General features: G+C 42.1%; 25 protein-coding genes. 9 read left to right on the top strand and 16 right to left on the bottom strand.

All coding sequences use genetic code 11. The features are described from left to right. Window positions 1-322: 322 nt before the first annotated feature. From fdhD to NWE91_09515, 11 genes are all read right to left on the bottom strand, one after another. On the bottom strand, window positions 323-1,126 hold the full coding sequence (gene fdhD / locus NWE91_09565) for a formate dehydrogenase accessory sulfurtransferase FdhD (protein ID MCW3986634.1): 804 nt from the start codon (window positions 1,124-1,126) through the stop codon (window positions 323-325). Window positions 1,127-1,419: 293 nt separating this feature from the next. Continuing rightward, window positions 1,420-2,313, bottom strand: a complete 894-nt coding sequence (locus NWE91_09560; GenBank protein MCW3986633.1) for a glycosidase — start codon at window positions 2,311-2,313, stop codon at window positions 1,420-1,422. A 13-nt stretch (window positions 2,314-2,326) separates the two neighbouring features. Next, window positions 2,327-2,722 carry a CBS domain-containing protein gene (locus NWE91_09555; GenBank protein MCW3986632.1) on the bottom strand — a complete coding sequence of 132 codons (396 nt, stop codon included), beginning with the start codon at window positions 2,720-2,722 and terminating at the stop codon, window positions 2,327-2,329. Window positions 2,723-2,885: 163 nt separating this feature from the next. Continuing rightward, window positions 2,886-3,917 (bottom strand): glycosyltransferase, encoded by a 1,032-nt coding sequence (locus NWE91_09550; GenBank protein ID MCW3986631.1) that lies wholly within the window; start codon window positions 3,915-3,917, stop codon window positions 2,886-2,888. A 6-nt stretch (window positions 3,918-3,923) separates the two neighbouring features. Then, window positions 3,924-5,090, bottom strand: coding sequence for a glycosyltransferase family 4 protein (locus NWE91_09545; GenBank protein MCW3986630.1), 1,167 nt, complete (start codon window positions 5,088-5,090; stop codon window positions 3,924-3,926). Beyond that, on the bottom strand, window positions 5,090-5,371 hold the full coding sequence (locus NWE91_09540) for a hypothetical protein (GenBank protein MCW3986629.1): 282 nt from the start codon (window positions 5,369-5,371) through the stop codon (window positions 5,090-5,092). The genes NWE91_09545 and NWE91_09540 overlap by 1 nt, the downstream gene beginning before the upstream one ends. Window positions 5,372-6,174: 803 nt before the next feature. Next, window positions 6,175-6,795: a hypothetical protein gene (locus NWE91_09535; protein MCW3986628.1), complete on the bottom strand. Its 621-nt coding sequence runs from the start codon at window positions 6,793-6,795 to the stop codon at window positions 6,175-6,177. Between the two features lie 122 nt (window positions 6,796-6,917). Continuing rightward, a complete protein-coding gene (locus tag NWE91_09530; protein MCW3986627.1) occupies window positions 6,918-7,061 on the bottom strand; it encodes a YHS domain-containing protein in 144 nt (47 codons plus the stop codon). 111 nt (window positions 7,062-7,172) lie between these two features. After that, on the bottom strand, window positions 7,173-7,304 hold the full coding sequence (locus NWE91_09525) for a DNA-directed RNA polymerase (GenBank protein ID MCW3986626.1): 132 nt from the start codon (window positions 7,302-7,304) through the stop codon (window positions 7,173-7,175). A 321-nt stretch (window positions 7,305-7,625) separates the two neighbouring features. Next, the gene (locus tag NWE91_09520; protein ID MCW3986625.1) at window positions 7,626-8,027 is read right to left on the bottom strand and encodes a haloacid dehalogenase-like hydrolase; all 402 of its coding nucleotides are present in this window, start codon (window positions 8,025-8,027) and stop codon (window positions 7,626-7,628) included. Next, window positions 8,006-8,275 carry a hypothetical protein gene (locus tag NWE91_09515; GenBank protein MCW3986624.1) on the bottom strand — a complete coding sequence of 90 codons (270 nt, stop codon included), beginning with the start codon at window positions 8,273-8,275 and terminating at the stop codon, window positions 8,006-8,008. Before NWE91_09515 ends, NWE91_09520 begins: the two co-directional genes overlap by 22 nt. Before the next feature lie 287 nt (window positions 8,276-8,562). On the opposite strand from NWE91_09515, the gene NWE91_09510 reads away from it, so the two are divergent. Together NWE91_09510 and NWE91_09505 are read left to right on the top strand one after the other, a co-directional pair. Beyond that, window positions 8,563-9,555, top strand: a complete 993-nt coding sequence (locus NWE91_09510; protein ID MCW3986623.1) for an SIS domain-containing protein — start codon at window positions 8,563-8,565, stop codon at window positions 9,553-9,555. A 161-nt stretch (window positions 9,556-9,716) separates the two neighbouring features. Then, on the top strand, window positions 9,717-10,001 hold the full coding sequence (locus NWE91_09505) for a hypothetical protein (GenBank protein ID MCW3986622.1): 285 nt from the start codon (window positions 9,717-9,719) through the stop codon (window positions 9,999-10,001). A gap of 150 nt (window positions 10,002-10,151) precedes the next feature. Here NWE91_09505 and NWE91_09500 read toward each other — a convergent pair whose 3' ends face one another. Continuing rightward, entirely contained in the window at window positions 10,152-10,655 is a 504-nt protein-coding gene (locus NWE91_09500) for a chromate resistance protein (GenBank protein MCW3986621.1), read from the bottom strand. Between the two features lie 157 nt (window positions 10,656-10,812). Between NWE91_09500 and NWE91_09495 the strand changes: the two genes are divergently transcribed. Then, complete coding sequence (locus NWE91_09495; protein ID MCW3986620.1) at window positions 10,813-11,718, top strand: DMT family transporter; 906 nt, start codon at window positions 10,813-10,815, stop codon at window positions 11,716-11,718. Between the two features lie 256 nt (window positions 11,719-11,974). On the opposite strand, the gene NWE91_09490 is transcribed toward NWE91_09495, so the two are convergent. After that, a complete protein-coding gene (locus NWE91_09490) occupies window positions 11,975-13,573 on the bottom strand; it encodes a flippase (GenBank protein MCW3986619.1) in 1,599 nt (532 codons plus the stop codon). 153 nt (window positions 13,574-13,726) lie between these two features. Here NWE91_09490 and NWE91_09485 point away from each other — a divergent pair, with 153 nt between their 5' ends. Beyond that, entirely contained in the window at window positions 13,727-14,890 is a 1,164-nt protein-coding gene (locus NWE91_09485) for an MFS transporter (GenBank protein ID MCW3986618.1), read from the top strand. A gap of 94 nt (window positions 14,891-14,984) precedes the next feature. On the opposite strand, the gene NWE91_09480 is transcribed toward NWE91_09485, so the two are convergent. Continuing rightward, window positions 14,985-15,386: a hypothetical protein gene (locus NWE91_09480; GenBank protein MCW3986617.1), complete on the bottom strand. Its 402-nt coding sequence runs from the start codon at window positions 15,384-15,386 to the stop codon at window positions 14,985-14,987. A gap of 323 nt (window positions 15,387-15,709) precedes the next feature. Here NWE91_09480 and NWE91_09475 point away from each other — a divergent pair, with 323 nt between their 5' ends. The 5 genes from NWE91_09475 (at window position 15,710) to NWE91_09455 (ending at window position 20,757) form a co-directional block, all read left to right on the top strand. Further along, complete coding sequence (locus NWE91_09475; protein MCW3986616.1) at window positions 15,710-16,690, top strand: ornithine cyclodeaminase family protein; 981 nt, start codon at window positions 15,710-15,712, stop codon at window positions 16,688-16,690. A gap of 27 nt (window positions 16,691-16,717) precedes the next feature. After that, a complete protein-coding gene (locus NWE91_09470; GenBank protein ID MCW3986615.1) occupies window positions 16,718-16,918 on the top strand; it encodes a hypothetical protein in 201 nt (66 codons plus the stop codon). A 685-nt stretch (window positions 16,919-17,603) separates the two neighbouring features. Beyond that, window positions 17,604-18,344: a phospholipase D-like domain-containing protein gene (locus NWE91_09465; protein ID MCW3986614.1), complete on the top strand. Its 741-nt coding sequence runs from the start codon at window positions 17,604-17,606 to the stop codon at window positions 18,342-18,344. A 176-nt stretch (window positions 18,345-18,520) separates the two neighbouring features. Continuing rightward, complete coding sequence (locus tag NWE91_09460; protein MCW3986613.1) at window positions 18,521-19,498, top strand: ATP-binding cassette domain-containing protein; 978 nt, start codon at window positions 18,521-18,523, stop codon at window positions 19,496-19,498. Further along, window positions 19,495-20,757 carry an ABC transporter permease gene (locus tag NWE91_09455; GenBank protein MCW3986612.1) on the top strand — a complete coding sequence of 421 codons (1,263 nt, stop codon included), beginning with the start codon at window positions 19,495-19,497 and terminating at the stop codon, window positions 20,755-20,757. The genes NWE91_09460 and NWE91_09455 overlap by 4 nt, the downstream gene beginning before the upstream one ends. A gap of 71 nt (window positions 20,758-20,828) precedes the next feature. Here the strand turns inward: NWE91_09455 and NWE91_09450 are convergent, their stop codons facing one another. Both NWE91_09450 and NWE91_09445 read right to left on the bottom strand, forming a co-directional pair. Further along, window positions 20,829-21,407 carry a hypothetical protein gene (locus NWE91_09450; GenBank protein MCW3986611.1) on the bottom strand — a complete coding sequence of 193 codons (579 nt, stop codon included), beginning with the start codon at window positions 21,405-21,407 and terminating at the stop codon, window positions 20,829-20,831. A 94-nt stretch (window positions 21,408-21,501) separates the two neighbouring features. Continuing rightward, a complete protein-coding gene (locus NWE91_09445) occupies window positions 21,502-22,593 on the bottom strand; it encodes a M42 family metallopeptidase (GenBank protein MCW3986610.1) in 1,092 nt (363 codons plus the stop codon). Between the last annotated feature and the right edge of the window lie 326 nt (window positions 22,594-22,919).

Here is a 22,919-nt window from a genome sequence, read left to right as displayed (position 1 = left end):
AAATGTACTTCTATGACAAATATCGAATTTCCTTTCCAAGGAATACCTGCTTCGAGTATTTTTCTCAAGTTTCACCAAGAGACTTTGTAGATGTGAGGACCGAAGTCAAGAAGGCGGCACTACGACGCTCACCTTAGCCCATACATTCTATAAGAGGGGAGAGAAGCTGAAGACTCAGATATGGGTCGATAAGGTCAAAGTAGTGATAGTTGCTTACAGTGAGAAAACTCATAATAAGACTCCTCTGCCAACAGAACTGGCTAAAGCTTTGCTTGAGGGTTCTCACACTCGCTGACTCTATGGAAAGTCAACTGGCGCAAAGTCAGATTTTAATCCTCTCTGGATGAGTATAAACATTCATTCGTTTCCCTCGCACAAATCCCACTATAGTCACGCCAGTTTTCTCAGCTAGTTTAACCCCCGAATCAATTGCTGCAGCCAAAGAAGACACAATTGGTATTCCCACACGTGCAGCTTTCAAAACAATATCCCCTGTCATACGACCACTCAAAGCCAAGAAGCAACTTTCCAAGTTCTCACCACTCAACGACCCTGCACCAATAACCTTATCGACTGCATTATGGCGTCCAACATCCTCAGCTAACACAATCAACTCCCCATTAGGCCTAAACAATGCCGCGGCATGTACTCCCCCTGTCTTCCTAAAAGCATTAGCCAACTTATTCAACTTACAAACACATTCCTTGACTATACTCGCATTGATCTGCCAAGAGGACAAATGTTTCAATTCAATCCTAGTAAGAAGTTCTGAGAGCGAATTGTAGCCCATAGTTCCACATGCTGAGACGACCAACCTGGAAAAAGACTGAGAAATGATGTTATGAGTCTCAACGCCTGTCTTCTGCAACGTTACACTACATCGATGCTCTCCATCAAAACGAATATCAACGATGTGATCAACCGACTGAACTATCCCTTCACTCAGTAGGTGACCCACAACCAACTCTTTCAAAAAAGTTGGTGAACAAAGAATAGATACTAAATGAACAGCTCCAAGAAATACATGTAATGAATCCTCTATGGCCACAGTATCCTCTCGCTTCTGAACCTCTCCGTTGGACAAATCAAACCTTGAAACAATAATGGTTTTTGTATTTGCATCCATTTAATCATACACCTTGCAGAACTATCAACGTGAGTATCACTGCATATTCATAAGCATTTAGTTGGATGACACTCGTGCGTTGTGCTGGCATTCAGAAGAGGGGAAGCTTGCGGGTAATAGAGTCTATTAGGTTGGCGTGCGAGCATTGTCGTTTGATAGGATTCCATCATCCAGAATGGAGCTGTAATCCTGTCAAAAAGAGATAGGTTTTTCGTGTGTCTAAGTATAGGCAGTAGTGAAAGTAGCCCAAAGTCTTCCAATTTGGCAGACCGCCAGAAGCGCGCGCAGGCACATTATTTTTTGGGCAGTAGCTCACTAAGGTCGTAGGTGGCAACGCACAGAACGTCGTCGGCACCCCCATAGTAGATGAGAAGTTGATTGTCTATCATAACATTTCCACAGCTAAAGACAACGTTGGGCACTTTACCAAAACGTTCATAGTCCTCGATAGGAGTCAATATTGTCTTTTCGGAACGGTAAAGAACTATTTCCGGGTTATCCTTGTCAAGTAGTGTAGCGCCAAGAGAATACACACTGTTAAAATTCACTCCGTGGTAAATGAAGAGCCAACCTTCGTTAAGCTCTATTGGTGGGCCAGCCGCGCCAACTTTCCAACAATCCCAAGTTTTCGGTCTAGGCTTGATTACAGCCTTTATATCACACCACCGATGGAGATCAACGGAATAGGCTGCACAAATATTCGGTTCGATGCGATGAAAAAGAACATATTGCCCATTAATTCTCCTAGGAAAAATCACGGCATCTTTATTAAGAATGCCTGGAAAAGGTAGCCGTCTATCCCCCCATTTCCATTTCTTATTGAGAAAATCCTCAATGTTGATTGAAGTTATGGAGACTTGATGCACGCATTGCTGATTATGTCTATATAGCGCTGTGTAGGTCATAACATATCTTTCACCGAGAAGAGTTATCCGAGGATCCTCACAGCCATCTTTTTCTGTAATGTTTGTTGGTTCAAAAACAGGAGACGGGGAACGTTCACCGATATGATAACCATCTGTTGAAACGGCATAACCAATACGAGAAACACCGTCATTGCCCATGGCGCGATATAGAATGTGAACTCGTTTATCTATATAAAAAGCTGCAGCGTTAAATACTCTATAAGATTCCCAAGCATGCGTCGCCACTGGTTCGAGAATTGGATTGCCTTGAAAACGCTTCATGACTCTTTATTTCCTAACTCGATTTTAGAGGCGATATTCCAAAAAGTTCATCTAGGAAGCTTCTAATTGCCAACATTCCCACTAATTTTTCTTTCTGGTCTATTACTGGTAGATGTCTTATTCCATACGTCGTTATAACCCTCCTTGCCTCTTCGAACGTAGCACCCTCCCGAATAGTTATGATGTTTTTCGTCATGACCTTCTTTAGAGGCGTGTTTAGAGGGGTTTTTTGGGCCATAATTCTAATAGCATCCCGCTCTGTAAATATCCCTACACACTTTCCTTCGTCATCAGTCACCACTATTGATCCTACATGTTTTTTATAGAGCATCTCAATGGCAATTTCTACAGAGATCTTTCCTTTCGCCGTTACCACATTTTTGACCATCATGTCTCGAACCTTCAACATCCTATCCACATCCCTCAAACCATAATATAGTTCTCACATATTTCTTTTACTTTATGAATGGAAAATCCATATTCTCTTGAATCGATGTTTTGCTGAACAAATACCCTCTAGAATTTTAGCTGTAAAACGTTTAATGAAGTATCATTATTCTTATGCACGATGATCATTTCGATGCATTAAGTTCCAAGCGAGCTTGAAGATAAGACACCGTAGCTTCAGCACCTTGGTTTAGATTCACTCCTTCGGGCGTTATTCCGTCATAACAACCACCTGTTTTCGGATTGTAAACCATCACGTCCTGAGAGTTCTTCCCTAAAAACCAACCAAAAGCGATATGGGCTATTCTTTGATATTTCTCATCGCCAGTCACGCGAAAGGCGGCTAGTGCTGCTTCTACCATGCATGATGCTTCGATTGGTTGTTGGTCATATAGGGCTCTTTTGCCACCCTTCTTATACCATCCTTTGTTTCCGATTGGAATGATTTTCTCATCAATTACCTGAACTTTAACAAGAAAGTCAAAGGATTTCTTCGCTGTCTGGAGGTATCTTTCATCTCCAATGATGCCGTAGGCCAAAAAAAGAGCTTGCGATAAACGCGCATTAACATATGTAAGATAAGGTTCAAACCAACACCAATCAGAAGAAGATACTTGCTGATAACTGTCCAACAATTGCTCCGTCAATGACACAATGTTTTTGGAAAGATTGGGGTCATGCGGGAAAGCCTCATAATAGTAGCAGAGACCCAGAATTGTGAAGGCTTTAGCTCTAAGACTCTTAAAGTTAGGTGCGTGTCGAAAGCCTTTGTCAAAAATCTCCTTTGATATAGTTTCAATACCTTTCGGAAGATTAGTCAAAATAGTATATCCGCAAGCCCATAGCGATCGTCCCATGGAGTCTTCTGACCCCACATCATCAAGGAAATTACGACTATAGCTTAATAGATTGTGAAATTTACCGTCAGGTCTTTGCATATGAAATAAGAAACTCAAATATGTAGTAGCTAGCTTACTTACATCAGAATTATTATGAAACTGAAGGAATTTTATGCACGCGACTAGCGCACGCGCATTATCATCTGTAGTATAGCCTTCCTTTCTGTTGGGAATCGAATATTTAGTATGCTGAAGAATACCCGTATCATCTGTCAGTGCTTTAAGACGATCTAGTTTGATAGGTAGCTTAATATTCATCACCCATTAGCCTTTAAGAAAACGATTGAACAACTTGGCATGTTTTTCTGCAACCTTTGGCCAAATAAAGTTTCTACTATAAGCATACGTTTTTCTCTTCAGGCTAAGCCTTAGTTCCGGATCTTCTAGAAGTCTATTTATGCATTCAGCGATTGAAGCAGGGTTTCTAAACTTACATATTAATCCTCGTCCATCTGCCAAAGCCTCTTCAGCGTGAAGGTACGGGGTTGATATAATAGCCTTACCAGTTCCTAAGGCATAGGCAAGCGTTCCACTGCTGATCTGATTCCGATCGACGTATGGAGTGATGTAGATGTCTGTTGCTTGGAGATACCTAATTAGTTCCCGTTTAGAGAGAAAACGATTGTAGAACCGTACATGTTTCCCCAATTTGAGTTCATCAACCAACCTCATCAGCCTCTTCCGATAACGCTCGCCCTCAATTCTCCTCACTTCCGGATGAGTCTCTCCAATTACGAGGTAAAGAATCTTTGGTTCTTTCTTGACGAGGGAAGAGAGTGCTCGAATGGCATATTGAATACCTTTCCCCCTGTTTATCAATCCAAAAGTAGACAAAACTATCTTGCTTCTTAAACCAAGAGAAGTTTTAGACTTTTCACTGGTAACAAATGGAACATCAGGACAACCATGCGGGATAACGTTGATTTTTTTAGGTTTAATATTGTAATTTCTTAATAGTTGCAGAGCTGTTCTCGTCATGACGATTATTGACGAACTATAGTGTGCAATGTTTTCCAAAACTGTTCGAGCAGTCGATCCAAAGTTTGGTAGGATAGTGTGGAGTGTAGTTACTATTGGTTTTTGAAGATTCTCTAAAAATGAATTAATGTATTCTCCCCAGTCGCCTCCAAAAAGACCGAATTCATGTTGGAGATTTACTAAATCAATTTTGGATAGATTGATGTAACGAGCGGCTTGGACGTAATTTTCAATAGAGTCTCGTTCAATTTGAAATTTAACTCTCTTTTCGTAGTTGTAAATTGCGCCCTTCTCATTTATTGTGATCACCACTGATGATCTATACTCCTGAAGCTGATCTATAGCATTGATTAGATCTTTCGTGAAGTTTGCTATACCACATTCTCGCGGCGGATAAGTGCTTACATAAACCATCCTTTTTTTCTCAACATTTAAAGAGGAGGGTTTCTGCATCACTTTGTAACTTCACCTTTCTTTTGTTTTAAGGCAACTAGCATTATCGCAGGTTTTAACGAGTTTAGTTTTCCTCTCCGTAGTCTTGGACCAAGTTTCACTAACGCTGCCTTAAAGTTCCTAAAGTCATAACCTTCCACTCTGTTTTTGTGCCGAAATTCGTTGAGTTTTCCCAAAGTATTTTCATCTGACTCTATTATTAAGGGAGTTGCGGGTGATGTCTCCACTCTGCGTGGGGATTCTTCTTTGTTTGTTATACTCCTACTTATGCGCGTGCGCATCGCGGCCAACATAGTATACAAGTAGAGGAACTAACAAACCAAAGGCCTATAAAGAGGTATGGCAAGACCAACAACAAGAACGTAGACCGAATCTTATTGTTCATTCTCACACTTGATGATACGCGTTATACATGGCTTATAACATTTGCGCGCACACGTAAGAACTTAAATAGAAGTTAGTTCTAGAAAATACATCCATATGATTGGTTGGGGAGGGAACCAGTTTTACAAGCATCTCCTTTCTCCCTTCCCGTTAGGGGAACTGTAATCCTTTTCCCAACCATGACTAGAAACTGTTATAATGTCTTATAGACTTTGTTTTCATAATAATGTAGAATTTAGGATTGCTGATGCAGAAAAGCATCCTATCGTGTTTCTCAAGAAGAAAAATTCGGTGGTTGCAAAGACGAAAAGCGCTAGTCTTACTTTGTCTCCTCTTGCACGCGCGTATTGACCGTAAGTTTAATGTTGCTTTGCCATAACCTCAATATGGTGTGAATTGATTGGGTATGGGAAAAAGCTCTAAGAAAAAGCCAATGACCAAGAGGGAAAGAAAAGAGAAAAGGAAAAAGCGCAAAGAGAAACGTTGAGGCTACTTATACTTCCATGCGCGTGCGGAGAAAACTTATGTGGATGTATGCGTGGAAGCTGAGGATGGGAATTGAACCCGACATAGAGTGTAGATATCTCGCCAGTTCCACTCTTTTTCTATCTTCGTTGCGGTCGCAGAAAGCCCCGACAAAACCCGAATCGCGCACGAGTCTGGCATGATTATCTCGGTCTAGCCATACTCTAATGTCCTTCTAGTTGTCAATCACTTTTCGACAGATATGAAGGTCACCATTTTTTCCAAGTCTTAACTGTTTCTCTCCTCTGAATGCGGATATTCTTGCATTCTCAACTTGAACGGTATCTCCTACAGATATAGAGTTTATTTGCTCGTTCCATAAGCACAACTTGATTTTTCCAGTTTCGTCCGATATTAATGCATTAGCCACGCTAGCGCAGTTTCCAAACCTTGTAACGACAAACGTAGGTTCTGCGATTTCAACAACCTCAGCTTTCAAACTAACGCGTTTCATTCCGACTCGTAACTCTCTGATCTGTAGTAATTGCGATCCTCTATCCTTTTTTATGAGATGTCTACGAAACACACCAGTTTCTCTAGCGTCTTTGATTGGATTACCTCGCATCAATAGAAATTCTGTTGACATCGGGAACTGGGCTACAACTTTTGACCCTTTTGTTATCATAAAGACAGCACTTTCTTTTTGCTTGCATCGACATTCGATCGAGAGGCCCCCGCATGTGGATATGCGGTTTTTGCCAGCTGAAACCAACGCTTGGAAAAACGTGTCAGCGTCAACTTCATATTTCAAAGAAAGAAACGCGAGGTATTCATAAGGTGACACTTTGTTTCGCATTGTTTTCCTACCTTTTTGTTAATACTGCTTCCATTACCGAAGCCATTTTTGACATGTTTTCTTTTTTCTCCAGGTAATATTCTGCCCTTTCTGGAAGATATCTAGCTGTTCTGCAGGTCAGTCTACCTCATGAACTTCACTGGGCGCCTTTTGAATCTCTTCTTGCAGGTTATGCTGCAAAAATGATAGGTCTCGCCATCGTATGTGATCTTGAACTTGGCTGTCTTCTCGTCCAGAACGGCGCCACAAACTGGATCTCTAGGCATTATTCTCAATCTCATAGAAGAGTGTGCGTTCTGCTTATTATTGCTGTTGATAAAAAAAATAAAAAAATAAAAAAGGTGCGTAAAATGGACCGAAAATGTTAGCTAATAAGCTTAATATCTTCTCGATCTTCTCGGGGGTCTTCGTTTGGAATAGCATTCTCGGCAATATACGGGTCTGCTTCCGTCAGGTTTGAAGGGAACCTCACATTCTTGACCACAATCGGCGCATACGGCCTTGTGCATTTCTCGATTTTCTCTATACGACAATCAAATTACACCTCCACGCAATAGTCAACGAAAAACTAGCATTCTCATGGAATTCTAATCCTCGCCTGTCCAATCAGTTGACACATTGTCTATTTAAGCTTGTCTGTGTGCACGAGTTTCTCTTCTACATCTCTGTTCACTTCAATCTCTACGCGAGCGTTTTACCAGACCGCCTTCGCCTTTACGGTTTGGCAGGATAGCAACTTCAAAGCAAGGTCTACAAGCCTATCGAAATTTAACACATGCACGCGATTCGTTAAAGGATACATGTGCTTCATGAAAGGTTTAGATCCGGCTCTATCTTTTCTTTGATGCGCATACAATAGTTTCCACAACTTTCTTGAACTCGTTTATTTCTGTGTGTGGGATCCTATTTTTCTTCAATACTCTGGCTAACTTGGAATCCTTAATTGCGAACGGGAAATCGGCTTTTCTAGCCGCATCGTAATCTGCAATTCCATCACCTACGTAGACCACTTTTTTGTCTTGTTCTTTGTAATGTGCTACTAGATCATCCTTGAAGTTGACAGATGTGTTGTGGAACAATTGGGGGAATGTAAGTTTGATTCCATCAGCTGTGCACTTTGTCTTCGGAGCATAAACCTTTATGAAGCCATTCCAGCCTTCTAGTTCCAAGAATTGTTTAATAACAAAGTCCAAGCCAGCGCTGACTATGACTAGTGGCAACTTGCTTTGCAATATTCGACTAGCTCTGCAAAATCTATTCTAACATTTGTAACCAGTTGAATTTCATCTAATATCCGCGTTTCTGGAACAGCAACGGTTGAGAACTGATTCTGAAGACATTCTTCAAGCGTCATCTCTCCTTTCTCAAACTGCTTATCATATATTCTCCAATCTTCTCCAGCGAATTTTTCCAATATGTAAACACCTGTATCAATATCAACAATAGTACCATCAAAATCACATAAGACAGCAAAAGTCAAGGCAACTTCTCCTTAAACCTCACTTTGCAGAATTCCATTGATAGATAAAACCTTGTCGGTCTATGCAGATACCAGTCTAAGGATTTAAATTCCTTTATCTCCTTCTCTAGCATGGGGGGAGTGAAATTAGAAGTAAAGTAAGCAGTATAGGATACGTCAACAGAATCAGGAGCAACGTTCTCGCTTTAAAGAGAAACAAATTGCTCCCCTTATATGAAGATCTGAAATCGGCAAACTGCGTAGTCTGCGGTGGGTCGGGTAGATCACTTCATTCATTGAATGCAGCGATGAGTCAGATCGCAATGAGCCAAATTGGGTGGAGAAACAAAGTTGTTGTCACTCCTGACGATCCAGGTTTTCCAGGAAAAAATATGTATGACGCGGCAACTGAGTTTGAAAGACGACACAAAAAAACCTTGCTATTGATTAGCTCTGGAAGTGGCTTCTCAGGAGATCCTCTGGCAATGGCACAAGACTTGGCGAGGTATATTGAAGATAAAAGGACATCTAAATTTTCCATGGGACTCGTAACATCGAACATAAACTCTCCTTTGGCAAAGATAGTTCGCGAACACGGACATGTGCTTGAGCTAAAAGGTCGGGGAAGAGCGAAGCCTTCTTTTGAATACAGCGAAAGAGGCATCATGGGTGACGTGTTTGAGTTAGGCAGTTTGCTTCTTCTATCGGTGATGACTGAAGCGATCGTCAGAAACTTACATGTAAATGACGTGTTTCGACTCTGCGAGCAAGAATTTGAACAACTTGGGCAGATAATTGACTCTAATGTAGATTCGGAGACCTATGCGCATCTTGTTGATCTTCTTGAAAGACGAACAAACGTATTTTTGGGTGGAAAAGGCACAGCAAACGAAATTGTCAAAATGGCAGCTGTTAGACTATTTCACATCAAAGGTTTCTTAGGAGACAATGTCTACATAGCTAGAGGGGTGAACACTCCACATCCTAGAGCGGGAGATCTAGAGATCTTGGTGTCATTTTCTGGGGAGACTAAACCGGTTATCAGTTGGCTTGAAATTTTCAAAAAGTTGAACGGAATTGTAATGTCAATTACTGGTAAAGAAACATCAACATTAGCTAAAAAGTCGGATTTCAAAATAACTCTAGAAGAAAAGGTTAAGCCAGGTCAGCCTCGAAGGTTCTATATGAGAGTAGCATACGTTTTAAGCCCGTTGCCAGTTAGGTTAATAGAAACGTTGAATAGAAAAGGGTTGAAATTACCAGAATACCTGATCAGTTGGTATCACTCAGTTACACAATAGATTAGCCATGCACACGCATCAGAGTTTGCCCGTTCTTTGCTCGGCACGTCTCTGGCTGCTCAAAGTTCCCTTAAGTATCTTGCTTAGTCAGATTCAAATCTTCAGCGCGACCAACCAGAAATCTTTTATAATTTTGACTCAAAAGCTACTGCGTGATTTACATGGATATGAAAGGTGAAGAAATTCTCGGAAAGAAAATCGTCTGCGAAGATCTGGATGTGGGCAAGGTTAAGGAGCTCATATTCGACCTCGATCAATGGAAGATTACTCACCTTGAGGTCGAACTGACTAAAGAAACGGCTGAAATAGTTTTGGGCGTGAGAAAAAGCGGGATACGAAACTTGCTCGCTGTTTCAGCCATAAGTGGGGTGGATCAGACAATAAATTTGAAGGTTACAAAAGGGCAACTTCGAATATATCTAATACCACCAAAGGTTCAATCATAAACGCATACAGAAGGAGTTCAATATAGGCAATCCCGTCGAAGCTACGAATTTCTATCATGCTTTCATCCTTGTTACACTGGTCGAAGCTTTGTAGATCAGATGTAATCGTACACACTAGAATTCTGCAAAATCAGAGTGCATGTTTATTGTTCATTCTCGCATTTTCTCTGTTAGGAATTCCCTTTGCTGTTTCCTGTTCATTTTCTCTAATTCATCTTTGTATTTTCGGCGAAGTAGCTTGAATTTGCAATAGCTGTAGAGCGCGTCATAAACATAAGCAGCTTTCTCAATCGCTTCAAAATCGTCTTTCACATTAAATCTCGCGCCAGTCATTATTGCACTTAATCCTATTCCTTCAGGCGCTAGATCAGTGTCACGGGTATCTGCAGAATGGACGGTTTTTGCGAGTTCATGGAGCACCGGGTCTTCAAGCTTGTACTCATCTATTATGGTTTCGAAGCTGCATTTGCCTTCTCTATGTCCAAGCTTCACTCCTGATGCGTCAAAAGGTGTTGCCCCTTGGTTTTTTACTATCTCTTCTATTTTCTCTGTAGGCACAAAGATGAATTCTGCTTGTGGGTCTATGAACTTTTTGATAAGCCATGGACATGCTGTTCTGTCCACATGAACAAATTCGCGAGTTACCCACTTCACAAAGTTCGCCTCTCCAAGATAGCTGTAGCTATTATTAAAGTCTATTTTTCCAGAATCTCCTTAGGATTAGAAAACATCCACGCCAGAGCGCTCATCTCCCAAAGAAATGTAGAAAAGCATTAGCTGAACCTAACCTACATAATAAGAGGGATGTTACTTGACTCACCATTGGGGATATGTAGGCGCTATTGTGTCAGCGATTTTGTTTGGAGCAAGTTCAACTCTGAACAAAATTACTTTAGAAGCTGTTAATCCTTTGATCGTTGCTGGGATGATTTATTTTGTCGGTGGCATTTTCCTATTCATAGTTCACCTTTCTCCACTTCACAGGAAGGTTCTCGCTCTATTTGAAACCCCCACGGAAACTGAAACTAGCATATCAAAAAAAGATTACAGAATTCTTGCCCTTGTTATTCTTTGTGGCTCAATCATTGCACCATTAATGCTTTTGCATGGCCTTAGCGAAATTACGGCGATTAATGCTGCATTGCTCCTTAGCACAGAATCATTGTTCACTGTTCTGATTGCTTTTGCTTTTCTGCAAGAGCGGGGAGCGAGAAAGGACTATTTTGGTATTTTTCTCTTGCTTCTCGGAGTTGTGTTTATTACAACAAATGGTGAATTTGATAGGCTTACTCTAACCAAAGAAGTTGTTGGTAGTTTACTGATAATAGGTGCTTGTTTGTTTTGGGGTATGGATAATAACCTGAGCAAATTTCTGAGCAAGAAGCGAGATATCGTGATGGTAACTGGATTGAAATGCTCCATCGGTGGTGCTGTTCTGCTAGTTATGTCTCTTCTTCTTAGAGTTAGTTTTATTATTCCCGTAACTTCAATACCATACATATTGTCGGTAGGAGCCTTCAGCATCGCCTTCTCTATTTTGTTATTTCTTTTTGCATTAAGAGAAATTGGTGCTATGCGAACAGGAGTCATTTTTTCTACGTCCTCTCTCTTTGGTGCAATTTTTGCTTTCGCCTTTCTTAGAGAAGCCTTTACTCTTATTCAGTTACTGGCTGGGCTAGCCATGTTGTTAGGAGTTTTCATTCTTTATCGAAAATGAGTGTGCGATAAACTCTAAAAACCCAAGAAAAACGCTTCTTCTCATCAAAAGGTGATGGAAATAGCCTCAAATCCTAGTTTAAACCCTCATGGCTGGAAGGTCACTATCCCGAGGGGGGTCGGAGTTGTTGGGTGTTGAGATGGGGATTATGTTCGTTTGGGTGTAGTAGATGCTATTAAGCGGAAGGGAGGGTGAGTTTAGGAGGAGGCTTAAGCGTTGTGAGGGGGTTGAAGCATTGGGTTTTTTAGGAGAGGTTTTATGTTATGTGATTGTTGTGTCTTTCATTGTGAGGTGCAAGTTTTTCGATTATATCTAGTAAAGGCTTTAACATGTGAGAAATCGGTCCTAACTCATTTAGCATTTCTTTCAGGTTTTGTATGTCAGCTTTGTTAACTGCTCCTATTAGTAGAGCCGTTGTTGTGTAGGCAATTAGGAAAGCTGTCGCTCCGATGATTAGTCTTATCCAGCTGGCTAGGCTCAGTTGAGATATTATTATGTAAGTGATTGTGGCTGCAAGTGCAGATGCTGACAGTATTTTGGATGACGAGGCCCAGTCGATTGTGGCTTTAAAGTGTTTTTTTATGTACCAGAGTCCTATGATTAGGCTTGGAATTCCAGCGGTAAGGGCGGTTGCAATTAGACCTATGATTCCGAATCTTGGGATTAAGAGTAGGCTCAGTGGAAAACCTATGGCTGCCGTGATTAGGGTCAGTCTTAAATTGAATTTTGTTTTTCCCTGGCCGTTTATGAGGGCTCCGAGGCTTAGGTTTCCGAATGCTGAGTATAGGTAGTTGATGGCGAGTAGGGTTAGATAGAGTGGTGCATAAGTGTATTCTTCTCCAAAGAGCGTGGAAATAGCTGGTTGCGATAGGACTATGACAGCTGCTGCTGCTGGCACGACGAGGAGAGCAGCGAATTTTACTGAAAACTGGAAAACGTTTCTCAGTGTTTCCGTGTCTTTTTCGGGATTTAGTTTGGAGAAAGCGGGGAACAGCACTGTGACTATCGGTGTTGCAAAGAATGTGATTAGAATGGCGAAGTTCGCTGCAACTTGGTAGTTGCCGATTAAGAGGTCCGTGCAGTAGATAGCCATTAGGAAACTGTAGAATTGTACAAGAAACCCGCCTAGAATGACTGAAATTGACAAGGGCAGCCCATATTTGAGCATGGTTTTCATTGTTTCTAGAATGTTTAATTTGGCGTCGTCTAGTCTGTGGAGATTCTTGTAAAGGGCTAAGTAGAGGATTAGTATGCTGATTAACCCAGCTATCAGGAAAGCTATTGTGGATCCGAGAGTTGCCCCGAAAACTTCGAAGCCCAGGACTACAAGGAGAGGCATTAGAGCGGTTTTGATGACAGATCGGCATATCATCGTAATGCTGTTGAACTCCATTTTTTCGTAGCCTATGAAAGCGGATTGAGCAGCTGTTATGAGGGCTCCTGCAAAGATGATGAAGGACGCTACTCGGATTAAAGGTTCTATTTCAGGGCGGTGGAAAATGTTTGTTGCCAAGAAGCCGGAAAGCATGAAGGAAATGAAGGTTAGAGCGAAGCCTGAAACGAGTTCAAAAAGCACTCCTGCAGCCAAGATGCTTTTAACCTCTGCCATTCTATGTTCTGCCTTGTATTGAGCGGTGTATTTTATCATCGCAGAGTTCACGCCCCAACTTCTGAACGTTGAGATGAGATTTGGAGCTAACAAGGCGACTGTAAGGATACCGTATTTAGGTGGAGATAGAAGCCTTGCTACGAGTATAACGCCTATGGCGGAGATGATTGAGGAAGCTGCTACGCCCCAGAAAAGGTTGAATCCGCCCCGGGCTGAAATCCTAGCCATCCTGATTGCTTTACTCATCAAAGTTCTTCTCCAAGCATTCTGATCGCATACTAGTAGTCACGAAAACTCTTAAGAAAGCTTTTGGGTTGCGGATGCGCACGCGTTCGTTGGGTGTTAAAGATTTTATATTTTATATCATATTAGACTGCACATCTCATGCATGGTGTGTTTATGATAAGAGGGGATCTTAAACCAAGATTGCTTTTTTTGTGTGCTTCTCATACTTTGCTTCATGTGTACACAAATCTTCCCCTTGCTCTCTTACCTATTCTAATTAGTGAATATGGGCTATCTATTGTCATTGCAAGTATTATTGTGTCTATTCCTCGAGTTTTCTCGCTGGTTTTTTCAATTCCGAGTGGCTTGCTTGCTGATCGCTTAGGTCACACGAAGCTCATATCGTTCAGTTTGTTTTTGCAAGTGCTTGCTGCTTCTTTGGTCTTGTTATTTCCCACTGTGGAGGCTATTGTTCTATGTTTTTCCTTAACTGCCCTGGCATCAACCTTTTATCATCCGCCGGCTTTGAGTGCAACCACTAATGTTATACCTTCAGATTTCTTGAGTAGAGGGTTAGGTTTTCACGGCGCAAGCGGTACTCTTGGGATTGCTCTTGGGCCTATCACATTAGGACTTATTCTAAGTTGGCTTGAATGGAGATACGTTTACCTAATTTGGGCTGTGCCAATATTTGTTATTGCAGTTGTAGCCTTGTTTGTGAATATGAATGAGCCTTCTCCTGTGGAGGATAGTGAGACAAAAGGGAAAGGTTTGACTACGCCGTTAAAGGATGTTTTATCTGTCACTTTCTTGTCTTTTCTTCTACTGATGCTTTTTAGAAGTGCCGCGGGTGGAACCATTTCAACATATTTAACAACCTATCTCACTGAAAGTAAAGGGCTAGATGCCAGTTTGGCAAGCATCATTTTCGGTTTAAGTCCTCTAATTGGTTTGGCAAGCGTCATCATAGGAGGTTACGTAGGAGATAAATTTGGCTGGAAAAGATCCCTTACGTTGATTATTTCAACGGTGTCTGTTGCATTGTTCTGCATGTTCGTCTCGACTTCAACGATCCAAACTGTACTGTTTTATCTTGTTTATGGTTTCTTCAATATTATGACTATGCCGATCACAACTTCGTTAGTCGCAAAAATCATACCACCAAAGTCAAGAGGAACTGCCTACAGCCTACAATTCATTCCTATGAGCATCATAGGCATAGTGATGCCGATAATATTAGGCGTATTAATCAATCTCCTTGAGATCTGGATAATTTTTCCCATAGCAATAGTCTTCTACATTATTGCTCTTGTTATTACTCAAGTTTTGAAAATGTAGAAGGAAATATTCTGGTGCGCACCCTAAAGTCGTACCAACCTTGAAGAAGCATGTAAACCGTAGAGGTGGGCTATCCTCAAGTCATGCGCGCACGTCAAGATAGCTTCTTGTAGCTCCAAGAAAAAACTAGATTTCCATTTAAGCGCAGGCGATTTTTAGGCGTTGAATTACTTTTAGGTGGAAAGGTTTTTTCCTCCACTGCTGTTTTAATCTGTTGTTGCTCAGCTTGTTGGATTTGAATTTCGCTAAAGTCTCGGGGATACTCTTTTCTTTCGCTTAATCTTTCTTCAAGTTTCTTTAACTTAGCCTGTGCTCCTGCAAATTGCCTAACTGAGTTATGCTCCGCTATGAGCTTTTTTCTTGATTTGTGAATTAACAGTTTTTCTTCAAATATCTTGGTTTTTTCACCTAGGATTCCTTCTTTTTCGCTCAATGACTGCAGCTCATTTCTGAGTTCAGTTTCCTTCTTCTGCAGTTTTTTTAGTTCTAGGCTCATAGTGTTTTGCTCACTATGCCTTGTAAATATTCAGACTAAATAAGTCAGTTATGAAACGACAATCAATATTGGAACTGTATTTACTCTTGCAAGGATGGTTTGGAGTTTAGAATGGGGATATGGACATTTTTGATTTGGTTGTTATCGCCTTATCCTATGGCTCTCAGGAGGTCGACCCTGCCAGTCAGTCGAACTTTTGCTTGAATGACAATGGGGAACTTAGAATATTTGGTGTGGTTATTGCTGCTACAAACTATGGGAAAACTTGGTAATACGCACAAAGTTTTTCTGTTTTGCCTCCCAATTTCGACACGGTATCATCCATGAAGTCTAAGGGAGGAATTCTATACCTATCTCGACTTGACATAGAGAGACTAAACATCTCAATCGAAGAGATCATTCGAATCGTTGAAGAAGCTTTCCGAGAAAAAGCAAAGGGAAAAGTTGAGGTGCCACCCAAACATGGTATACATCCTCAGAGAAACGCCTTCATCCACGCCATGCCAGCTTACATACACAAGATGAAGTCAGCAGGAGTCAAATGGGTCAGCGGATTTCCAGAAAACCCCAAACGTGACTTGCCATACATATCTGGGCTGCTCATCTTGAACGACCTTAAAACAGGCATCCCGACTTGCGTTATGGACTGCACTTGGATAACAGCTAAACGAACCGGCGCAGCAACCGCCATTGCAGCTAAACACTTGGCTAGAGAAAACTCGAAAGCCTTGGGTATCCTCGGATGTGGTGTTCAAGGCAGAAGCAACCTCGAAGCCCTAACAGTCGTGTGCAAGACCCTAGAAGAGGTAAAGGCTTACGACATCAACGAGAAAAACCTGCGGACATATGCAAAAGAGATGACCACCAAATTTGAAATAAAAGTTACCCCCGTTAACTCGCCCAGAAAAGCGGTTGAACACTGCGACATAGTTGTAACGGCAGGGCCAATTCTGAAACAGCCACAACCAGTAATTGAAGCATCATGGCTCACGGACGGCGGCTTCGCGTGCCCCCTAGACTTCGATTCATACTGGAAGCCAGAAGCCATGCAATCAATGGACAAATTTTGCACCGACGACAACGATCAGCTGATATATTACAAGAAACTAGGATACTTCTCCAAAATACCGCCTGTATACGCAGAATTAAACGAGATCATTAGCGGCGAAAAACCTGGTCGCGAAAACCCTCAAGAACGCATCATGTCAATGCACTTAGGTCTAGCTATAGAAGACATGGCAGCAGCTGTCCTTATCTACGAGAAAGCGAAGAAGACAGGAGTTGGGACAAGACTCCTACTATAGCCATAAACACGCGCGAAGAATTAAGATGTGGAAACGCGTGCGCAAATGGATCTGGTTCCAGACAGCCTTCAACTCTTTAACGCTTGGAATATCCCGAATAGAGACAAACGCTACGGATTAGACTTTAAAGGTGTGATACCTGGGCAGATTGCCGAGAACATTCTTTACTATTTCACAGAGCCATGCATGCATGCAAGACATACGACATTTATCCTATGCGAGAAATAAGCATGCTTCCTGACGCTGATGATACTCTACTTATGTATTTCAAATTCACAAGCAATAAGTTTGCTGACCTGTGACTAAGACTACAGTGATTTGAGATGGCTAAATGTCCAGAGTGTGGAAAGCCCTTAGTGAAGAGAACGAAAAAGAGCAAGTACCAGTGCGAAAATGAGGCTTGCTCAGTCATATATGTGCGTTATCCCAACGTACCAGCATTAAGAGTGGTTGTCTATGAGTCATCGAAAAAGAGGAACTGCAAAATAAATTAACTGTCTTGTTTTCAAACAACATCTACATTACAATTCGGGCATTTCCAGTCGTTTTCTATCGCACAGAGCATACAGGTTCTAACCCTGCACTTAGGACATGCATAACTAATGATAACCCGTTCTTTACAATGAGAGCACTCCTTTAAGCAAAGTTCAGCCATGTTCCTTGTTTTCATGTTCAACTACCTCCTCCAAGTCCCTATGTGCGAAGCCGCAGTTCCAACTGCAACACCAAACATCACTCAAACTTTTCCGATACACCATAGAACAGTGCTTTCTCAAATCAATATTTAGGGGCTTCTAAGCAACGACAACCAGCAAAGCTGAGAGGGAGGAGTGAAACAGATATTTGTACATGCACGCACGAGCCTATCTAAAAGCCATAAGAACGAAACTTCTATTCTTAGAATGGTGTGTTTATGAATACAAAGTTGCTTGCTCCAATAATATTGTCTCTGTTGATTGGATCTGGGATTGGATATTCAATTTCTCTTCCTCAAATTTTCTCACTCCAGTCTGAAACCTCTAGGTTGGAATCAGAGATTTCAACGATGCAAACTGAATACAGTGATTTCAATGCAACTTACAACCAACTGATAATGGATTATGGTGAGCTTTTGGCAGAGTATGGTCTATTGCAAACCAGCTATGAGTCTTTGAATCAAACTCACGAGACACTTCAAGACATTTATGAACTGCTTGAGCAGTGGTATGAGGTTCTACAAATCAAACGTGACTCTTTGAACTTATCATACTATCAACTTCAACAAGCATATGAGCAACTTGAAGATGATTATGAGCTTGCTCTAGCGGGTAGTGAAATTAGAGGTGTTTACTTTTCTCCAAACGGGGGGTGCGAACAAGCAGTCATCAATTGGATTGAAAAAGCGAACTCCTCAGTATTCATTCTCATATACAGTTTCACGCTTGACTCGATCGGACACGCTTTAGTTGACGCTCACAACCGAAGCATAGACGTGAAAGTTGTTTTTGAGAAGAGCCAGATAAGTGGGTATAGCGAATATCAGAGATTAAAGAGTAATGGAGTCGATGTTAGAAACAACACAAATTCGCAATCTATGCACAACAAAGTCATGGTTGTTGACGGAAGTCGTTCTGACTGGAAGTTTCAACTGGTCAGCAAACGGAGAAGAACGTAATAATGAGAATTTGATTGTTGTCTATGGGAACCACACTGCCAATCTCTACGAAGAAGAATTTTGGAAAATCTGGAATGCTAGCATTTGATTATAGTAAACGCGCGCGCATGTATTATCCCTAAAGATTTAAACTAAAACTCGTATGAATAGGAACGTGCAGAAAGGATGCTGAAACCATGAATTTTGATGACATTGAAGTAAATTCAATTACTAAATATTTCGAAGACACGATTGCCATGGACGATGTCTCTATGAACGTTGTGAGAGGAGAACTTTTTGGCTTGCTGGGACCTAATGGCGCTGGAAAGTCTACGCTTACAAAGATGCTTTGTGGAATGATAAACCCCACTTCAGGCACAATTAAAGTTGGGGGATTCAACATTCAAGACGAGCCTATGAAGGTGAAAGAATTGCTAGGCGTTGTTCCGCAAGATATTGTTTTGTACGATTACATGAATGCTCGTGAAAACCTCGCCTTTTTTGGAAAACTTTACGGATTGACAGGAGGCAAACTCAAGAATAGAATTGAGGAACTTTTGAAGTTCACTCAGCTGGACGAAAAAGCTGTAAGACGTCACATTTTCACTTACTCTGGTGGCATGAAACGCCGCGTCAACATAGCTGCTGCCCTTCTCCATGAGCCTCAAGTTATCCTTTTAGACGAACCTACTGCCGGACTTGATCCTAAAAACAAGTTAGCTCTTTGGGAAATTATTCAGGCCTTGCATAAGGAGGGAAAAACCATAATGCTAACAACGCACATGATAGATGAAGCGGAAGAACTATGCAGTCAAGTGGCAATTATGGACAGGGGCAGAATCATCGCGCTAGGCAGCCCTCGTCAACTCATTAAAAAGGTCAAGATGGAAAACACCATAACCGTAGTTCCAGATAAAATAACCTTGAAACTGATAAAGGCGGTGAAAGAGATTTCAGGAGTCAAAAGGTCTTACAGGGCTTATGACGAAAATGAAGAAGTTGAAGCATTAAAAATAATCACAAGAAGAGCAGAGGATGTCCTGCCAGACGTTGTATCGGCTATCTCCTCTGTGGGAATAAAAATCCTGTCTATTGAACTTTCTCGAGTCACGCTTGAAGACGTGTTCATTTTACTCACAGGACGAAGCTTGAGAGAAGAGGGAGAACAATTATGAAACTCAAGAGAACGATAAATCAAGTATTCGCAATTGCAAAAACAGATTTTCTTGGAATTGCACGAAACAAAACCGCCATCTTCTTCACATTGATCTTTCCTCTGTTTTTCCTGATGATAATTGGCTTCACGTTCGGCACTCAAGGCACAGGAGAAACAGGCCGAATTCGAGTCGGAACAGTCAACCTTGACGCAAAAACGATTTATGTAAATGGCACCGCCTCCCAAAACAGTACAATTGGAGACGCATTTGTTCAAGCGCTGAAAGACGTCAACTTCACCGTTTACGAATACGATGCGTACGGCGATAAAGACGCCAATGGCACTGCTGCATATGATATAAGCCGCGAGCAGATCAAGATTGCTGTGGTTATACCAGCTAACTTTACAGAAACACTCTCCTTCCAGTATACAGACAGCTTAGGAATGCCAATCCCAACAAAAGCCCACTTTGGTATATACACTGACCCAAGCGACCCCACAGGCTCTATAATCGCACAGCAGAGTATTCTTGGCTTCATCTCCGGATTCATAAGAGAATATCAAAAAATTGCGATTGATCAAATCCCAGAGAGCCTTCAAGGTTACGCTGAAGTTCTCGCCGATCCGATTACAGTTTCAACCATTGAAGCAGATGTCTCCGGACGCCAGCTAAGGTGGATTGACTACATGGTTCCAGGCACACTTGGCCTTGTCCTCCTTTGGAGCGGGCTAAACCATGCTTCTGTGTCGATTGCAAGTGAGCGTACAAAAGGAACTTTTCAGCGAATGATTATCGCACCGGTCTCTCCCGTAACTGTTCTAGCGGGAAAGGTCGTCTCCTGCTTGGCAATCGTCTATTTATCTGCGTCCATCATGCTTGCTAGTGGCATACTTCTTTTTCAGGTTAACCTCTACTGGAATATTCCAGCAATTGTGTTGTCAATTTTCTTAGGGGCACTTTCTGCAATAGGGCTCGGACTAATAATCTCCTCTCTTGCAAAAAACGAAGAGGCTGCCAATTCAGTCGCAGTTTTAATCAGCGTGCCACTCCAATTTTTCATCGGGGCCTTCTTCCCTCTCTCTATAATGCCACAGTCGGCTCAAATTTTTGGGGAGGCTCTTCCGTTCACGAAACTGGTCAATGCCATGCAGGGTATTATGACAAAAAATCTTCCCTTTGAAGCGATAATGCCAGAAATCGTCTACATGTCAATCTCAGGCATGATTCTATTTGCGTTAGGGGTAGCAGCATACCGACTATCTCTGAAAAGGCTATAAGTTCACATAATCAGAATATCCGTGGCTCCGGATTTTTGGTTATAATCGTCACGTGCGCGCTATCTTCGATCCTACGGGAGAAAACTCGTGAATATGCTCATGTTCAAAAGCAGAAGTACGCCTTGAAGAAGGCATAAGATGCCTAAGATGGTGACAACAGGTCTTGAAGCCAAGATCGTGCCCACCAGCTTCAGAAGGTCTTCTGCAAACTTGAAAAAGATGTAAGCCAGCAAAGTTGGGATTAGGAAGATTGCCAAGTACACCCAAGTTGACGAGATGCCCAAAACAGTTTCAGGCAATGGATACAAGATGTAGACCAAACCAGCACACGAACCTCCTATCACCAATCCTATCAAAGCCGCCCAAGGAACGTCCTTCAAAGGTTTCAGAACCAAGGCCAAACCGGTAACTACTAAAAGGTAACGCGTACCGGAATCCCAAGCCTGACTCAGCCAGACACCTGCCGCAGTCGCTAACATGAGAACCCCCACAAGAAATCCAAAGAGCAACATAATCTTCATCGCAGCACTAATAGGCGCTCCCGCAACCGGAGCTGACTTGGAAAGTTTCCCAATCAACCAAGAAGCTGCAGTAAAACCACCAAGAATTAGAACATAAGGAGTAAGTGGAACCAATAACAGAAGATCCATTATCACTAACCGGAGCAGTAGTTATTTCAATAGAGCTTTAACTCTTTTTGTCTCTACTGAATTTTCAATTGTGCGCATATTACATGCGCGTTCTCTAGAAAGCTGTGAAGCTATCAACCTTCTTTTTGCTGAGAAGTTTCACAAGCCCTAATATCAGTTTTGTTGTTTTTTCCACATCCTCGAAGCTCAAGATTCCAACGTGAGAGTGAATGTGCCGAGTTGGGATGCCTATTACGATGCTTGGGCACCCAGCTCGACTCATATGAATTCTGCTGGCGTCTGTTCCACCAGCTGCAACCATTGACAACTGTAAGGGAATCTTCATCTTCTTGGCCGTATTGATCACGAATTGTTTTAGAGGCTGATTGGGAATCATGGAGCGGTCATACGTCAGTAGTGATGGGCCTTTCCCGATCTTTGTGGGCGCCTCGCTGGGTTTTACTCCGGGCACATCTCCTGCAATATCGACTTCCAGAACTATGGCCACGTCTGGATCGACGAGATGTGCAACTGTTGCGGCGCCTCTTGCGCCAACTTCCTCTTGAACCGTTGCTGCACCGTAGAAGGTGTTTGGGTGCTTGATGTTCTTTTCAGCGATTTCGCGCAGGACTTCCATGATAACGAAGGCTCCTATCCTGTCATCGAAGGCCTTTCCCATACCTAACTTGCCGTTTTTGATGGTTGAGAAGGGGGACCAGGGCACTACGGGATCACCTATTTTGACTCCCATATTCTCTGCTTCTTTCTTGCTTGTAGCTCCTATGTCTATGTGCATAGACTTCTTCTCAACTACCTTCTTTCTCTCTTCTGCGGATAGGAGATGTGGCGGTTTTGCGGCTATGATGCCTTGGATATCTCCTTTCTCAGTTCTTATTACGACTCGTTGTGAGAGAAGTACTTGGTCCCACCATCCGCCTAGGGGGTTGAATGTTAGGAAGCCTGTTTTGTCATCTATTCCAGAGATTACAAACCCGACTTCGTCAATGTGTCCCGTAAGCAGGACTCTAGGCCGTTTGTCTGTGCCTTCATGACTGAAGATTACAGAACCTAACTTGTCTGTGGTTACTTTATCAGCGTACTTTTTGACGTTTCTCTTTATGATTGTAGCTGTTTCTCGTTCAAAACCCGCTGGGCCAAAGGATTCGAGGATTGTCCCGAGAAGATCTCTAGCTTTTTTGTCGATCATAATCTTATCCACCTAAGAGATGAATTAAGTAATTACATCACCCCTCACTTATGTTCTTTATGTCGACCAGTGGAGTCTAGTCGCTAGGCAGTCTTAATTGACATGATGAAAGGTAACACAGCACTATGATAAGACTGTCTCTTATTCTTCAAAGATATTGGCGCGCGTGCGCTTCCTACCCCCCCCCCCCCCTATTTTGTTGTGCTAAAGAAGCAGTTGCTGCAGGCAATCCTAAACGAAGATTTGGTCTGTTAAGAATACGACGGTTTCTTTTCTGAACTCGACGGAAAAATGCTAAATGGAAATGGCTGAAGCAGAGGGTAATA

The sequence above is a fragment of the Candidatus Bathyarchaeota archaeon genome (genome assembly GCA_026014805.1).
Classification (GTDB): Archaea; Thermoproteota; Bathyarchaeia; order Bathyarchaeales; family SOJC01; genus JAGLZW01.
Note: the sequence above shows the minus strand (reverse complement) of the source record. Positions and strands in the feature narration are given on the sequence as shown.

Coding starts and splice junctions, on each gene's coding strand:
- NWE91_09450 (MCW3986611.1), bottom strand. CDS start 21,407: ATGGATCTTCTGTTATTGGTTCCACTTACTCCTTATGTTCTAATTCTT.
- NWE91_09490 (MCW3986619.1), bottom strand. CDS start 13,573: ATGAGTAAAGCAATCAGGATGGCTAGGATTTCAGCCCGGGGCGGATTC.
- NWE91_09445 (MCW3986610.1), bottom strand. CDS start 22,593: ATGATCGACAAAAAAGCTAGAGATCTTCTCGGGACAATCCTCGAATCC.
- NWE91_09540 (MCW3986629.1), bottom strand. CDS start 5,371: ATGCGCACGCGCATAAGTAGGAGTATAACAAACAAAGAAGAATCCCCA.
- NWE91_09475 (MCW3986616.1), top strand. CDS start 15,710: ATGAAGTCTAAGGGAGGAATTCTATACCTATCTCGACTTGACATAGAG.
- NWE91_09545 (MCW3986630.1), bottom strand. CDS start 5,090: ATGCAGAAACCCTCCTCTTTAAATGTTGAGAAAAAAAGGATGGTTTAT.
- NWE91_09530 (MCW3986627.1), bottom strand. CDS start 7,061: ATGCCTAGAGATCCAGTTTGTGGCGCCGTTCTGGACGAGAAGACAGCC.
- NWE91_09550 (MCW3986631.1), bottom strand. CDS start 3,917: ATGAATATTAAGCTACCTATCAAACTAGATCGTCTTAAAGCACTGACA.
- NWE91_09525 (MCW3986626.1), bottom strand. CDS start 7,304: ATGCACAAGGCCGTATGCGCCGATTGTGGTCAAGAATGTGAGGTTCCC.
- fdhD (MCW3986634.1), bottom strand. CDS start 1,126: ATGGATGCAAATACAAAAACCATTATTGTTTCAAGGTTTGATTTGTCC.
- NWE91_09505 (MCW3986622.1), top strand. CDS start 9,717: ATGGATATGAAAGGTGAAGAAATTCTCGGAAAGAAAATCGTCTGCGAA.
- NWE91_09455 (MCW3986612.1), top strand. CDS start 19,495: ATGAAACTCAAGAGAACGATAAATCAAGTATTCGCAATTGCAAAAACA.
- NWE91_09465 (MCW3986614.1), top strand. CDS start 17,604: ATGAATACAAAGTTGCTTGCTCCAATAATATTGTCTCTGTTGATTGGA.
- NWE91_09555 (MCW3986632.1), bottom strand. CDS start 2,722: ATGTTGAAGGTTCGAGACATGATGGTCAAAAATGTGGTAACGGCGAAA.
- NWE91_09480 (MCW3986617.1), bottom strand. CDS start 15,386: ATGAGCCTAGAACTAAAAAAACTGCAGAAGAAGGAAACTGAACTCAGA.
- NWE91_09460 (MCW3986613.1), top strand. CDS start 18,521: ATGAATTTTGATGACATTGAAGTAAATTCAATTACTAAATATTTCGAA.
- NWE91_09485 (MCW3986618.1), top strand. CDS start 13,727: ATGATAAGAGGGGATCTTAAACCAAGATTGCTTTTTTTGTGTGCTTCT.
- NWE91_09560 (MCW3986633.1), bottom strand. CDS start 2,313: ATGAAGCGTTTTCAAGGCAATCCAATTCTCGAACCAGTGGCGACGCAT.
- NWE91_09510 (MCW3986623.1), top strand. CDS start 8,563: ATGAGTCAGATCGCAATGAGCCAAATTGGGTGGAGAAACAAAGTTGTT.
- NWE91_09535 (MCW3986628.1), bottom strand. CDS start 6,795: ATGCGAAACAAAGTGTCACCTTATGAATACCTCGCGTTTCTTTCTTTG.